The organism is Smaragdicoccus niigatensis DSM 44881 = NBRC 103563 (genome assembly GCF_000380645.1).
GTDB classification, from domain to species: Bacteria; Actinomycetota; Actinomycetes; order Mycobacteriales; family Mycobacteriaceae; genus Smaragdicoccus; species Smaragdicoccus niigatensis.
In genome coordinates this window covers 317,570-331,330 of the sequence record NZ_AQXZ01000017.1, presented here as the reverse complement: position 1 = coordinate 331,330, position 13,761 = coordinate 317,570, and the positions used below count along the sequence as shown (strand labels likewise).

Genomic DNA, 13,761 nt, shown 5'->3' with positions numbered 1-13,761 from the left:
CGCTGTCCCCCCGCAGTCAGCAGTGGCTGACCATTCATCGTTGAATTTCCCGGCCTGTGCTGTCGCCGGCGATGCGATTACCAGCGCCAGTCAGACAACCGCGCTACCCATACCCAGAACCTTGCGCATAACAGTCCCCTCCTCGTTACCGCTACCGCGCAGCTAACGCTGCCGTGGGAGAGGCTAGCCGGAAAACGTCGTCAGTTTGGGTGACGTGCACTTAGTCACACCAGCCCCAAACCAGACAGGGTCTTGCTAGGCGACAAGCGATATACGCGCCCCGACCGGACGATGGTCACTCCCCGTCGCCGGTAGCACCCACGAACTCTTGGGCGTCACGCCGCGGACCAGGATCTGGTCGATCCGGACCACCGGGAACGTCGCCGGCCAACTGAAGCCGAACCCATCCCCCGCCGCGACCTGGACCGACGTCAGCTTGTCTGCAAGGTCGGCGAACGCACGATCGTCCATCGTTCCGTTCAGGTCGCCCATCAGCAGCACCCTCTCGTTCGGATCAGCGGCGATCGCCTTGGCGAGCGCTTCTGCGCCCGCGTCACGCTGATACGTCGAGAAGCCCGCCCGCGGGTTCACTCCGACCGATCCCAGATGTGCCACATAAACCGCCACCGGCCCGCGAGCGGTAACCACCGTGGCCCGCATCCCCCGAATCGGAACTCCATCCGTGGACACGAGAGTCGCGGTCGGCGGTGGAACGCCGACTTTGACGTCGATCGTCTCGCTCTCCGATATCGGCAGTTTGCTCCACAGCCCGACCGTGCCCCATACCGCGTGGTAGCGATAGGCCTGCGCCAACTGGGCCTCGTAGGTAGCCGCCGCGTCGGGCGTCATCTCCTCCAGCGCAAGCAGGTCCGCACCCGATGCGATGAGGTCGTGTGCCGTGGCAACCAGGTCCGCGTTGTTGGCACTGACGTTGTGACTGACCACCGTGAGGTCGCCGCCAGGCTGGGCCTTGCTGTCCATGACCGAGCCAAAAAGACTGAGCCACAGCATGATCGGAATCAACAGCGCAGCTCCCGCAACCACAGACCGGCGCCAGAGGGCACCGACCAGCAACACCGGAATCAACAGGCCGAACCAAGGCAGGAAGCTTTCGACGAGGCTGCCCAGATTCCCGATCTGAGGGATCTCCGCATGCCCCCACAGGAGCAGCCCGAGCACGAGCGCCGACACCGCGATCGCCCAACCACGCTTGGGACGAGGCTCGACGTGGACCTCCGTATGCGTGTCGATCACTGCTGCGTCCTCGGGTCCTGCGTCGGGTCCGCATACATCACTGGGCACCCGGATCCAGCTGCCTTCGGGCGCAGTTCGTAGTGCCACGGTTCGTTTTCGTAGATCTGGCACAGCCCGTACTCGGCGCCGTGCCGGGAAAGCCACGCGGTCGCATCGGCGTTGGCGATGTCGACCGCCGCACCTTTCACGTGTTGAGAGGTGGCGGCGGTCGCCACCCACCGCGCGGCCTCGGCTTCGGATCCGTAGGTGGCGACCGCATCGCGCAGAAGCTGGTTCTGGTACTCCGGAGAACGCCACCCGCTGCTGACGGAGAACGTGATTCCAGCATCGGTGGATGCGTGCCGAAGTGCGCCGAGGAGGTCCGCATCGAGGTTCGTCACGGCCGGCATCGAACTGTCGAAGACCGATACGTCGCGGGAGACGACACCGTCCGCCTCCCCAACCGAGCCGTGAAGGACGTACGCGATGGACGTCGCCGTGTAGGACTTCGGCAATTGATACGTGCAGGCGGCGATGGCAACAGCAAGGCCGGCACCGAGCAGCCATCGAGCTAATGGTCGAGATTGAGACATACGACCAGTCAAGGCATCGCGATGTTGCGAGCCCGTATGCGAATTTCGATATGCCGACGATATGCACCTGCTCGTAGCATCGAAGAAGTGCGTGTGTTGATCGTCGAGGACGAGCCCTATCTGGCAGAGGCGATCCGCGACGGACTACGCCTGGCAGCGATCGCGTCCGACATAGCGGGCGACGGTGACACCGCCCTCGAACTACTGAGCATCAACACCTACGACATCGCCGTTCTCGATCGCGATATCCCAGGGCCATCCGGCGACGAGGTCGCCAAACGCATCGTGACCTCCGGCACTGGCATGCCGATCCTCATGCTCACTGCCGCGGATCGACTCGACGACAAGGCGTCGGGATTCGAACTCGGCGCCGACGACTACCTGACCAAGCCGTTCGAACTCCAGGAACTCGTCCTCCGATTGCGAGCGCTCGACCGCCGGCGGGCCTACAGCCGACCTCCCGTGCGCGAACTCGCAGGCCTGCGCCTCGACCCGTTCCGTCGCGAGGTCTATCGGGATGGTCGCTTCGTGGCGTTGACCAGAAAGCAGTTCGCCGTGCTCGAGGTCCTGACCGCGGCCGAAGGCGGGGTTGTCAGCGCGGAAGAGCTTCTGGAGCGCGCCTGGGACGAGAACGCCGACCCATTCACCAACGCCGTACGCATCACTGTCTCGGCCTTGCGTAAGCGCCTCGGCGAGCCGTGGATCATCGCCACCGTGGCCGGGGTGGGCTACCGCATCGACACCGGAGACACGGATGCATAGAGATCCCGGCTTGAGCGTTCGGCTTAAGCTCACCCTCAGCTACGCCGGGTTTCTCATGGTCGCTGGAATCCTGTTGCTCGCGGTCGTCTGGGTCTTCCTCCTGCGGTATGTCCCCGACAACGACGTGATTCTCGGGCCGAGTGGATGGATTCCCAATCGCGGAGACCTCGAGCGCGCGTTCGTACCGAAGGTGGTCTGGATGCTCGGCTTTCTCCTGCTGTTCGGCTTGGCGGGCGGCTGGATTCTGGCCGGACGCATGCTCGCCCCTCTCGCCCGAATCACCGACGCCACCCGGGTCGCCGCAGGCGGATCGCTCTCGCACCGCATTCAGCTGCCCGGCAGCCGCGACGAATTCCGCGAACTCGCCGACGCCTTCGACGCGATGCTCGCCCGACTCGAAGCGCACGTCGCCGAACAGCAGAGATTCGCCGCCAACGCATCGCACGAGTTGCGCACCCCGCTCGCTATCACGAAAGCCGTACTCGACGTGGCGCGCAACGATCCGGACCGCGACACGAGCGCTCTCATCGACCGTTTACAGGCCGTCAACACCCGAGCCATCGACCTCACCGAGGCCTTGCTCCTGGTCAGCCGCGCCGAACAGGGTTCGTTCGCGCGCGAACGCGTCGACTTGTCCCTCCTTGCGGAGGAAGCCACCGAGACGCTTCTCCCCCTCGCCGAAAAGCATGGCGTCACCATCGAGACCAGCGGTGACATCACTCCGACCGTCGGGTCATCGGCACTTCTCTTGCAGCTCACGATGAACCTCGTGCACAACGCGATCGTCCACAACGCGCACGGTTACGGCACGGTCTGGGTCAAAACCCACGTGCGACCGACGACTGTCGTGCTCACCGTCGAAAACACTGGTGAGTTCTTGAGCCCGGAGCTGGTCTCGACGCTGACCGAACCGTTCCAGCGCGGCACCCAACGCATCCATAGTGACCACGCTGGAGTCGGCCTGGGCCTGGCGATCGTCAAGACGATCACCGAAGCCCACGACGGCACCCTCACGCTCACACCGCGTGCTGCCGGTGGGCTGCACATCAGCGTGGAATTGCCTCAGACTCCCAGCGCGGGAATCCGAACCGCACGGGCGTAAACGGTCTCGCCTTCCTGCAACTGCAGCGCACCGGCGTCACCGCGGGTGATCTGCGCCGTGAAGAGCTCCCCGGTGGCGGCGTTGCGAAGCTCGACGCGAACCTCGAAACCCAGGTAGACGACACGAATGACGGTCGCACGAGTGATTCCCGCGGATTCGGCGGTCCCCTCCGTTTGCGCGACCGACAGCTTCGGGTTGCGGCCCACGCGGATGTCGTGGGGGCGGACGAGGTGACCGTTGAGCTTGGCGACATCCCCGAGGAACGACATGACGAACTCGTTCGCCGGACGGTCGTAGACCTCGTCCGGTGTGCCGTGCTGTTCGATCCGTCCCTTGTTGAGAACCGCGATCTGATCGGCGACGTCGAGTGCTTCCTGCTGGTCGTGCGTCACGAGAACCGTGGTCACGTGGACCTCTTCGTGGAGTCGTCGCAGCCACGCACGCAGGTCCGCACGAACCTTCGCGTCGAGTGCACCGAACGGCTCGTCGAGCAGCAACACCTGCGGATCGACCGCCAGCGCGCGAGCCAACGCCATGCGCTGACGCTGGCCACCGGAAAGCTGCGCCGGGTAGCGATGCTGGAAGCCGTCGAGACCGACGATCTCGAGCAGGTCGTCGACCTTCTTCTTGATCTCGTCGGCGGGACGCTTGCGGATCTTGAGGCCGAACGCCACGTTGTCGCGGACGGTCATGTGCTTGAACGCGGCATAGTGCTGGAACACGAAGCCGATGTCCCGCTTCTGCGGAACGACGTTCGTGACGTCCTTGCCGTGGATCTGAACGGTTCCGGAATCGAGGGCCTCGAGTCCCGCGATCGACCGCAGCAGCGTCGACTTGCCCGAACCTGACGGCCCGAGCAGGGCGGTCAACGAACCCGGTTTGATCTCCAGGGTCACGTCGTCGAGCGCCTTGAAGTCGCCGTAATGCTTGTTCGCACCGATGACGGTGATCATTTACGAATCTCCTGATTTGTTGGCGCGCTTGCGGTCGAGAACCGTCATGAAGAGCAGCGTGATGAGCGCAACTCCCATGAGCAGTGTCGCCGCACAGTAGGCGCCGAAGGTGTTGTGGTCATCGATGTAGCGCGCGTGCACGAGCAGCGTGAGCGTTTGGGAGACGCCGGGGAAACCGGACGACACCATGATCACCGCGCCGAACTCGCCGAGCGATCGCGCGATCGTGAGGACGACGCCGTAGGTCAATCCCCACCGGATCGCCGGCAGCGTGATGCGCCAGAACGTCTGCATGTTGGAGGCGCCGAGCGTCGCGGCCGCGAGTTCCTGGTCCTCGCCGATCTCGTGGAGCACCGGCTCGACCTCGCGCACGACGAACGGCAACGTCACGAAGATCGTCGCGATGACCATGCCGGGCAGGCTGAAGATGACCTTGAATCCCCACGACTCGAGGAAGCCGAACCAGCCGCCGGCACCCCACAGCAGGATCAGCGAGACACCGACGACGATCGGCGACACCGCGAACGGAAGATCGACGACACCTTGGATGAGGCTGCGTCCCGGGAATCGACCGCGAACGAGCGCGATCGCGGTGAATACACCGAAGACGACATTGAGCGGAACCACGATCGCCACGATGAGCAGCGACAGGTTCAGCGCCGAGATGGCGGCTGGGGTGCTGACCGAGTTGTAGAAGGCGATGAAGCCCTGCTCGAACGTGCGGAACAGAATGACCGCAATCGGCAGCACGAGCAGGATGAACAGGTAGCCCAGCGCCACCGTGCGCAGCGAAATACGCGTCAGCGGTGAGAGTTTCATACCGACGCCGCCTGTCGGCGCAGGCTGCGCTGAGACACCAGACGCAGGATCAGGAGCACCGCGAAGGACACTGCCAGCAGCACCACGGACACCGCGGCCGCATTCGTCGGGCGGTCGATCTCGATCTGCTGCTGGATGTACTGCGAGGACATCTGCGTGAGGCGAGGAATGTTGCCGCCGATGAGGACGACGGAACCGTACTCGCCGATCGCTCGGGCGAAGGCCAGTCCGGCGCCACCGAGAATGGCCGGTGCGAGCGCCGGGAAGATGACCAGACGGAAGGTCGTCCAGTTGTTGGCCCCCAGCGATGCCGCCGCCTGTTCGACATCCCGGTCGACCTCGAGCAGAACAGGCTGGACCGAGCGGACGACGAAGGGCAGCGTGACGAACAGCAACGCCACCACGAGTCCCGGTCGCGTCGCGTTCAGGTGAATGTCAACCGGGCTCTGCGGTCCGTAGAGAGCCAACAGGACGATGCTGGCGACGATCGTCGGCAGGGCGAACGGCAGGTCGATCAGTGCGTTGACGATTCCCTTGCCCGGGAATTCGTCGCGGACGAGGACCCAGGCAACCAGGGTCCCCATCACGGCGTTGATGAGAGCCACGACCACCGATACACCGACGGTCACCTGGAGGGACGCGATCGCCGTCGGAGCGGTGATCGCGTCCCAGAACCCAGTGATTCCTTCGTCAAACGACGCGAAGGTCAGAGCGGCTAGTGGAAGCAACACGATGATGCTCAGCCACAACACCGCAGTGGCGATGCCGGCCGGTCCCACGGTGCCGCGGACCTTCGGCCGTTTGAAACGAATTGTCATGACTCCCTTATGAATCAGTTCCCGAGGAACCGAGGCGTTACTTGGTCGCGGCGTCGTAGATCTGAGCGATCGAACCGGTGCCTTCGGCGAACAGTTCGTCGTTGACCTTCTTCCAGCCACCGAGGTCTGCGATCGTCCACAGCTTGCCGACGGTCGGCAGTTCCTTCGAGAACTCTGCCAAAACCGACGGGTCAACCGGGCGGAAGCCGGACTGCGCCCAGATTCGCTGGCCGTCCTTCGAGAACAGGAAGTCGCGGAACGCCTTGGCCTTCTCCAGGTTCTTGCTGGTCTTGAGGACCGCGCCCGGGTTCTCGATCTTGAACGTCGAAGCCGGGTTGACGTGCTCGACCGGGTCGCCGTTCTTCTCGGACTGGATCGCCTCGGCCTCGTAGCTGATCAGGACGTCGCCGGTTCCCTGCAGGAACGTCTCGGTCGCTTCACGTGCCGACTTCGGCTGAACGTGAACGTGGTTGGTGACCAGGTCCTTGATGTAGTCGAGGCCGGCCTGCGGGTTCTTGCCACCGTCGCTCTTGACCGCGTACGGCGCAAGCAGGTTCCACTTGGCACCACCCGAGCTGAAGGGGTTCGGGGTCACGACCTCGACGCCTTCCTTGAGCAGGTCGTCCCAGTCGTGGATACCCTTCGGGTTGCCCTTGCGCACGACGATCGTCACGACCGAACCGGCCGGGATGCCCTTGTTGGCGTCATCGGCCCACGTCGTGTCGACGAGGTCGGCCTTGACGAGGCGGGTGACATCCGGCTCCAGCGAGAAGAGGACGTAATCGGCCGCAGCACCCTTCTCGACCTTGCGCGACTGGTCGCCCGACGGGCCGTACGAGGCCTGGAAGGTGACGTTCTTGCCGGCGTCGGTCTTGTTGAACGCGGTGGCCTCTGCGTCGAAAGCACCCTTGGTGATCGAGTACGAGTAGAGGTTGATGACGCCGCCGCTGCCATTGTTGCCCTGTGCCGGGGCACCAGCAGTGTCACTGGAACCACCAGAGCAAGCAGTCAGTCCGACCGCGGCGATCGACGCGATGGCTGTTGCTACGAGAGAGGTACGAATCCTCATGGGGTTTAGAGCCTTTCCGGGCAGGTGATTTAAAGAAATCATGAGCAAGAACAACTGTGCAGCTCAACCGGTACGGCGAATGAGCGTCAATTCGACGCAGAAAGACATGGAGATGACGTCAGACCCGTGCTGGTTGAATCGCTAGGACTATCTAGCGACAACAGCAACAGTTGACATCGGCCACAGCGAACGTGCTCATGCCAATGAACGCCAGGTCCTGGCGCATTGGGTGCTGAGCAACTCGTGACACGCCGGCAACCTTAGCAGAGGGTTTACGCGTAGCGCGAGACGAACCACGCAATAACGACAAGCACGATCAAAGCGAGCAGGGCCTGGGTCACCCGGGAGCGTGGCATCAGCGTTCAAACCCCCGACCCAGAGCGGCCAACACCGCATTCACCAAAACGTCTAGAAGCCAAGCGATTCCGAAACCAACAGGAATCAGAACCGCGAGCACCAGCACGAACTGCGGAATGAACGGAAGGCCCGCGATCCACAGTTCGACGGAGTCCCACCACTCGCCGACGCTTGCCACCGCCTCAGCCTAATGCACGGCGGACCATGGCATGTGAAGCCGATCTCGGGAAGCATTGAGCTATGGCGGATACAGAAGAAAAGATCGACGAAGCCATAAAGCCTCCCAAGGGCCAAAATGGCAGCACCCGAAAGCGTAAACGCGAATCACCGCCTACGACTCCACCCGCGATGCTCGCGGACGGTCCGGAGAGCAAATCCGTGGCACCGACGTCTTCCCATCGCACGTCGTTCCCGCCGATCGACGAGTACGCGTTCCTATCCGACTGCGAGACAACGTGTCTCATCGCCCCGAACGGGTCTCTCGAGTGGATGTGCGTGCCCCGACCGGACTCCCCCAGCGTTTTCGGAGCCCTCCTCGATCGCAGTGCCGGCCACTTCCGAGTCGGCCCCTACGGTGTCAACGTTCCGTCCGCGCGTCGATATCTACCCGGCGGCATGATCCTCGAGACAACGTGGCAGACCGAGACCGGTTGGATTGTCGTGCGCGATGCGCTCGTATTGGGCCCTTGGCACAACACCAAGACACGATCCAAGACACACAAACGCACGCCGATGGACTGGGACGCCGAGCACATTCTCCTGCGCACCGTGCACTGCGTGAACGGCGTGGTCGAGCTTGAAGTTCGATGTGAGCCCTCGTTCGATTACCACCGCGCCGGGGCCCGCTGGACCTACACCGGCGACGGTTACGGCGAAGCCACCGCGGCCGCATCGACCAAGCCCGACGAACATCCGGCGATGCGCCTCACCACCGATCTCCGGCTGGGCCTCGAAGGCCGGGAAGCCCGCGCTCGAACTCGAATGACCGAGGGTACAAAGTGTTTCGTCGCCCTCTCCTGGTCGGAACTCCCCGCACCCGAGACGTACGAGGAAGCGTCGCGCAAAATGTGGATGACGACCGAAGGCTGGCGTCAGTGGATCACCATCGGCAGGTTCCCAGACCATCCGTGGCGACTGTTCCTGCAGCGCAGCGCGCTCACGCTCAAGGGGCTCACCTACGCACCGACCGGCGCACTCACCGCTGCGTCCACCACCTCCCTACCGGAAACGCCAGGCGGAGAACGTAACTGGGACTATCGGTATGCGTGGGTCCGGGACTCCACCTTCGCCTTGTGGGGTCTCTACACGCTGGGACTCGACCGTGAAGCCGACGATTTCTTCGCCTTCATCTCCGACGCGTGCCACCGAAACGACGACGTCGACCCCATGCCGATGCAGGTGATGTACGGACTCGGTGGTGAGCACACGCTCGAAGAGTTCGAACTCAATCACCTGTCGGGCTACGACGGGGCCAAGCCGGTGCGAATCGGCAACGCCGCGTACAACCAGCGTCAACACGATGTCTGGGGCACGATGCTCGACTCGGTGTACCTGCATGTGAAGTCTCGCGAGCAGGTGCCGGAAACCTTGTGGCCGATGCTGAAGGTGCAGGTCGAGGAGGCGATCGCGAACTGGAAGGACCCCGACTGCGGGATCTGGGAAGTGCGCGGTGAGCCCAAGCACTTCACCTCGTCGAAGGTCATGTGCTGGGTTGCGCTCGATCGCGGCAGCAAGCTCGCCGTCATGCACGGCGAAACCAAGTACGCCGAGGATTGGAGTGCGCTCGCCGAGGAGATCAAAGCCGACGTCCTGGAAAACGGGGTCGACAAGCGAGGCGTGTTCACCCAGCACTACGAAACCGATGCGCTCGACGCGTCCCTGCTGCTCATGCCGCTGTTGCGATTCCTTCCACCGACCGACGATCGAATCCGTGCGACGGTTCTGGCCATAGCGGACGAACTCACCGAGGACGGCCTGGTCCTGCGGTACAAGGTGGAAGAGACCGACGACGGGCTGACCGGCGTCGAGGGGACGTTCACGATCTGCTCGTTCTGGCTCGTTTCGGCTCTCGTCGAGATCGGCGAACTCGATCGGGCCCGCCACCTGTGCGAACGGCTTCTCGGATACGCGAGCTCCCTCGGCCTGTACGCCGAAGAAATCGACACCCGGACCGGACGCCACCTCGGTAACTTCCCGCAGGCGTTCACGCATCTGGCCCAGATCAACGCGATCATGCACGTCATCCGCGCGGAGGAGGCCGCTCGTGCGGGCCGGTTCAACCCGGCACACGCCAGCGGCTGATCGTTTCCCACGCTCGGAGCAGGGTACTTCTTCGGTAGAGCCAGTGCGGAAGGAGACATCGCGATGGGTCTCAAAAAGTTCTTCTCGAAGTTCCGGAGCCGGACGGAGGATGCCCTCCATTCATCGGCCGAGACACCGAGCCTCGAGCCGATACCGAAGCAGAAGACGCTGCGGGAGAAGCATCCGCCTGATCGCCCGCTGGACTGAAAAACGGTGGCGAGCTGTGTGCTCGCCACCGTTTTCGTTCTACTTCAGGCCTGATCGGCGTCGCTCATCGCGCTTGTGCTCGTCGCCGAGCTCACGTTCGGCCTGGCCTTCCGCCGCCAACGCCGGATTTCCGAGGATTCCTCCCGCGGTCTCCTTGAGGGCGCCCTTGGCCTGCTCCACTGTCGCTTTGGCTTCCTCTTCGAGGTGCTTCCTGTCAACCATCGCTCGACCTCCTACCCCGTAAACGGCTCCTCGGACGCGGTACCCGGCGATGTGGTCTTCAAACGAACCGATTAGCCCACTGGCTGCCGGGTACGCCAACAAGAGCACGAGAAATCGAACTTTTGGGGGCACGACGATATGGACCGTCCAGACGACCTACGGGCGAACGATCCGTCGACGATCGGCAAACCGGGCGACCCGCTGATGGATCCGAAGACCGAGCCCGGATACATCCTGTTGGGCCTCGGCCTCGTCACGTTCGCTCTCGCAGTCATCGCGGCAGCCAATGATCTGATGGGCTGGATGGCGATTTCTCTCGCTATCTGTGTCATTTCCGTCGTCGGCGGACTGGCGTGGGTGCTCTACGAGCGCGGCCGGATGAAGGACGTCATGCGACACACCCCGCGGCGCGTACCGCCGCGACTACGCCGGCTGTGGCGCAGTTCCGACGGCGCGTAGCTAGCTGAACGTTCCCGCCATGTGGAGCTTGTCCCCACTCACCAGGCGGACGGGTGACTTACCGTCGGCATCTGCGGGCCCGACTTCGACACTCAAGTCGTTCGAGGGCAACGAGACCGGCTTGAGGAAGCGCACGTCGATCTCATGGACGGGCGTGCTCGCCGCCAGCGACTCGTAGGTACGAACGAACATCCCGAAGCCGTGCAAGACGGTGCGCCCGAACGGCGACATCTTGCCGGCCAGACCGATCCAGTGAATCGGGTTGAAATCGCCCGTCAGCAGGGCGAACCGGAACCCATCACTACTCTCGGTACGCCATGTGCCGACCTTCTTCCACGCGACCGGCGCTTCCGCGCGCTCGGTCTTGGGCTCCTTCGGTCCGGGCAGCGGGAAAACGCAGTGCAGAATCGCGCTGACCGCGGTCGGGTTGTCCGCGTTGCCCGAATCCAGCGCCACACTCACGCGGGCTCGGGTGGGCGTCTCCTCGAGAGAGTGCAGGCGAGCCGTGACGATGATCGGCTCGCCGCGGCGGATTTCGCCGTTGACCTGCATCGTCACGCCTTGGTTGAGAACGCTCGCCAGGTTGTACCGGCTCTGGCGCAGAATCTGCGACGCCACCGGCATCGCCCACTGCGAGAACATGTGCGGCGGAAGAGTCCTCGAGTAGTCGCCGGTCGCACCGGACCACGCGACGTAGCTGTCGACCAGTGCTTCGGGAAGCGCGTCGATCGTCGTCGTCACGGGTTCGAAGGTGGCGGGGTTGGACTTGCGACCACCCGGCAGGACCGAACTGACCATGATCTGGCCGAGCGTCTTGATCATCGGCAGCTGATAGCGAACAAGCTTCAGCGGAACTGCGGTTCCAGAACTCATGAGACGCGTGACCTTTCGTCGAGGGCGTTCAGCTCACCTTAGGCCGAGTAGAACGATCAGTCTAGACAAGCGGGACGGCGGCACCTTGTCGGTGCCGCCGTGCCTCAACGTGCGTTAGCTCTTGTTGGAATCCGCTACACCCAACCAGAACTCCGCCTCATGTCGCCCAGCCTCGGCGTCGTGTTCTCGCTGCGCTTCGAGCTTCCGGTTCTCCTGCGCCACGTTCGATCGCCGTTCGACACGGTCCCGGGCATCGAGCGACCTGGCAGTCGCCGTGTCCACCGCCGAGACTGACGCCTCGACCTTGTCTTGCACCAGGTCATTGAGCGTGCTGTCGACGGTATTCATCGCTTCGGCGTGAGCCAGATCCTCCGTGCGACGAGCGTGGGCGTAACTTCGCGCACGCTGCGATTCAGCGCGATTCCGGAGGTGAGACGCACGCCGTTCATCCCATCGCGCGCGAATCGAGGATTTGACCTGCTCGATCAACGCACGACCGCGCCGGCTGACGACAGCGTTGCCGGTCACCCGTCCCGCCACGGTGTCCATTATTCCGAGGCCACCTTCGGCGCCTAATCGAAGAATCGACTCCTCCGGCAGACGGCTGGCCAACGTCCGCTCGACGAAAGCCGCCGGTGCTCGGACCAGTCGGTACTCGGCGTCCAAAATGTCCTGTACGAGCGTCATATCAGTGTCCCTTCGTGGCTTTGTCGGCAAAGCGGCGATAAATGGCCGCTTCTTCGCGATGTGCTTTGGCCTGCTCTTCGGCGATCTCCGCCTCGTTAATCAGCCGGCGATACTCCGCGTCCGCAAATGAACGCTCTGCGGCAGCTTCGCTCGACTTCTGATCAGCCTCTTCGGCGACCCGCCAGATTGTGGTCGCCGCGCGGCCTTCGATGCGTTCGAGCTTCTCGTCGAGGGCGCGTTGTTCCTGTGCCGCAATCTGTTCAGCGGCAGTCGTTGCATCCTCGGCGATCTCGCGCTGCTTCTTGCCGAATTCCCGTTCCGCGTCCGCCATGGTTTCGCGGTCGGCATAGATGGCGTCACGACGTTGTTCGGCAGCTGCCCGCTCTTCGTCCGCGGCCCGCGTATCGGATCGAGCGGCGGCCCTCTTGGCTTGGGCGGCTTCTTCTCGAAGCTTTCCCCGCGCGGCCATCTCGCCGTCCCCGATCACCGTGCCCACGGTTTCCTGAGCCTTGCCCGCAATGACATTGGCGTATCGGTTCAGCGTGCTTCCGGCGGTTGCATTCTCAGAGTTGTTGCCCTCTTCGGACATCACATCACCTTCTCGAGTCGGTCGAATCCGACTCATTCGGTTGTGCATTTGTGAGCCTGTCCAGCGCTGGACAGCCCTCAACCTTCACCCCCACGGCCTACCCGATCAGGCAGATACGCAAACTGCCCGGCACTTGTGTGCCGGGCAGTTTGAGAGAGTTTTGGCAGGTCAGCCAGCCAATCGGCTTTCCGTGATCGGAATGAGCTGGGCCACATGCGTGGGCCGGGCCGGCGTGCGGCGCTTGGGCCGACGCAGTCCGGAACGAATCCAATCGAGCGTCTCGCACAGTTCCTCGATCTTCCGCCGCGCGATGAAGGCCGGCGTCAAGAAGAACTCGATGAGTCCGATGATCTGGTCGACGCGGGCGAAAACCTCGTCGACGTTAGCGCGGATCTCGGTAAGGCCACTGAGTTCGGCGCGGGCCATGGCGAGAGTCTCATCAAGGTCCCGAAACATCGGCTCCGCAACGCCTACCAGCTGCGATACCTCGGTCATGACGTTGCTCGCGTGGTCAGCCATGGTGTCGACGCGCTGGAGCGCGGCTTCCGCCTGCTGCGCGGCTGCACCGATACGCTTCATGCCGTTGACGACAGCGTTGTTGGTGCCTGCACTCTTGGCGGCGCCGTGAACGTTTTCGTCACGTGCCAAGAGGTAGCCAGCGGCAACGCCGGCCGAAACCTTCATGACAGCCAATACAAACCTCGTCGTCCGGGTGCA

17 protein-coding genes are annotated in these 13,761 nt (G+C 63.4%); 5 read left to right on the top strand and 12 right to left on the bottom strand.

Annotated elements, in window-relative coordinates; genetic code table 11:
• Window positions 1–255: 255 nt before the first annotated feature.
• Both F600_RS28360 and F600_RS0114290 read right to left on the bottom strand, forming a co-directional pair.
• A complete protein-coding gene (locus tag F600_RS28360; protein WP_018161303.1) occupies window positions 256–1,254 on the bottom strand; it encodes an endonuclease/exonuclease/phosphatase family protein in 999 nt (332 codons plus the stop codon).
• The gene (locus tag F600_RS0114290; protein WP_026306593.1) at window positions 1,251–1,826 is read right to left on the bottom strand and encodes a M15 family metallopeptidase; all 576 of its coding nucleotides are present in this window, start codon (window positions 1,824–1,826) and stop codon (window positions 1,251–1,253) included. The genes F600_RS28360 and F600_RS0114290 overlap by 4 nt, the downstream gene beginning before the upstream one ends.
• Window positions 1,827–1,913: 87 nt before the next feature.
• Between F600_RS0114290 and F600_RS0114285 the strand changes: the two genes are divergently transcribed.
• Together F600_RS0114285 and F600_RS0114280 are read left to right on the top strand one after the other, a co-directional pair.
• A complete protein-coding gene (locus F600_RS0114285) occupies window positions 1,914–2,588 on the top strand; it encodes a response regulator transcription factor (RefSeq protein WP_018161301.1) in 675 nt (224 codons plus the stop codon).
• A 10-nt stretch (window positions 2,589–2,598) separates the two neighbouring features.
• Window positions 2,599–3,690, top strand: coding sequence for a sensor histidine kinase (locus F600_RS0114280; protein ID WP_018161300.1), 1,092 nt, complete (start codon window positions 2,599–2,601; stop codon window positions 3,688–3,690).
• On the opposite strand, the gene F600_RS0114275 is transcribed toward F600_RS0114280, so the two are convergent.
• The 5 genes from F600_RS0114275 to F600_RS0114250 form a co-directional block, all read right to left on the bottom strand.
• Window positions 3,651–4,643, bottom strand: a complete 993-nt coding sequence (locus F600_RS0114275) for a sulfate/molybdate ABC transporter ATP-binding protein (RefSeq protein ID WP_018161299.1) — start codon at window positions 4,641–4,643, stop codon at window positions 3,651–3,653. The two genes, F600_RS0114280 and F600_RS0114275, sit on opposite strands and share 40 nt — an antisense overlap.
• Window positions 4,644–5,462 (bottom strand): sulfate ABC transporter permease subunit CysW, encoded by an 819-nt coding sequence (gene cysW, locus F600_RS0114270; RefSeq protein WP_018161298.1) that lies wholly within the window; start codon window positions 5,460–5,462, stop codon window positions 4,644–4,646.
• On the bottom strand, window positions 5,459–6,280 hold the full coding sequence (gene cysT, locus F600_RS0114265) for a sulfate ABC transporter permease subunit CysT (protein ID WP_018161297.1): 822 nt from the start codon (window positions 6,278–6,280) through the stop codon (window positions 5,459–5,461). The genes cysW and cysT overlap by 4 nt, the downstream gene beginning before the upstream one ends.
• 37 nt (window positions 6,281–6,317) lie before the next feature.
• Window positions 6,318–7,349, bottom strand: coding sequence for a sulfate ABC transporter substrate-binding protein (locus F600_RS0114260; RefSeq protein WP_018161296.1), 1,032 nt, complete (start codon window positions 7,347–7,349; stop codon window positions 6,318–6,320).
• Between the two features lie 355 nt (window positions 7,350–7,704).
• Window positions 7,705–7,884 (bottom strand): hypothetical protein, encoded by a 180-nt coding sequence (locus tag F600_RS0114250; protein ID WP_018161295.1) that lies wholly within the window; start codon window positions 7,882–7,884, stop codon window positions 7,705–7,707.
• A gap of 170 nt (window positions 7,885–8,054) precedes the next feature.
• Between F600_RS0114250 and F600_RS0114245 the strand changes: the two genes are divergently transcribed.
• Complete coding sequence (locus F600_RS0114245; RefSeq protein ID WP_018161294.1) at window positions 8,055–10,007, top strand: glycoside hydrolase family 15 protein; 1,953 nt, start codon at window positions 8,055–8,057, stop codon at window positions 10,005–10,007.
• Window positions 10,008–10,070: 63 nt separating this feature from the next.
• Entirely contained in the window at window positions 10,071–10,214 is a 144-nt protein-coding gene (locus F600_RS31655) for a hypothetical protein (protein ID WP_018161293.1), read from the top strand.
• Between the two features lie 39 nt (window positions 10,215–10,253).
• On the opposite strand, the gene F600_RS0114235 is transcribed toward F600_RS31655, so the two are convergent.
• A complete protein-coding gene (locus F600_RS0114235; RefSeq protein WP_026306537.1) occupies window positions 10,254–10,436 on the bottom strand; it encodes a CsbD family protein in 183 nt (60 codons plus the stop codon).
• A 138-nt stretch (window positions 10,437–10,574) separates the two neighbouring features.
• On the opposite strand from F600_RS0114235, the gene F600_RS30475 reads away from it, so the two are divergent.
• A complete protein-coding gene (locus tag F600_RS30475; RefSeq protein WP_018161291.1) occupies window positions 10,575–10,895 on the top strand; it encodes a hypothetical protein in 321 nt (106 codons plus the stop codon).
• Here F600_RS30475 and F600_RS0114225 read toward each other — a convergent pair whose 3' ends face one another.
• The 4 genes from F600_RS0114225 to F600_RS0114210 all read right to left on the bottom strand — a co-directional run bounded on the left by F600_RS0114225 (window position 10,896) and on the right by F600_RS0114210 (window position 13,728).
• Complete coding sequence (locus F600_RS0114225) at window positions 10,896–11,768, bottom strand: MaoC family dehydratase (RefSeq protein ID WP_018161290.1); 873 nt, start codon at window positions 11,766–11,768, stop codon at window positions 10,896–10,898.
• 114 nt (window positions 11,769–11,882) lie between these two features.
• On the bottom strand, window positions 11,883–12,455 hold the full coding sequence (locus F600_RS0114220; RefSeq protein WP_018161289.1) for a hypothetical protein: 573 nt from the start codon (window positions 12,453–12,455) through the stop codon (window positions 11,883–11,885).
• A gap of 1 nt (window position 12,456) precedes the next feature.
• Window positions 12,457–13,044: a hypothetical protein gene (locus F600_RS28350; RefSeq protein ID WP_018161288.1), complete on the bottom strand. Its 588-nt coding sequence runs from the start codon at window positions 13,042–13,044 to the stop codon at window positions 12,457–12,459.
• A 168-nt stretch (window positions 13,045–13,212) separates the two neighbouring features.
• Window positions 13,213–13,728 carry a hypothetical protein gene (locus F600_RS0114210; RefSeq protein ID WP_018161287.1) on the bottom strand — a complete coding sequence of 172 codons (516 nt, stop codon included), beginning with the start codon at window positions 13,726–13,728 and terminating at the stop codon, window positions 13,213–13,215.
• Window positions 13,729–13,761: the final 33 nt, after the last annotated feature.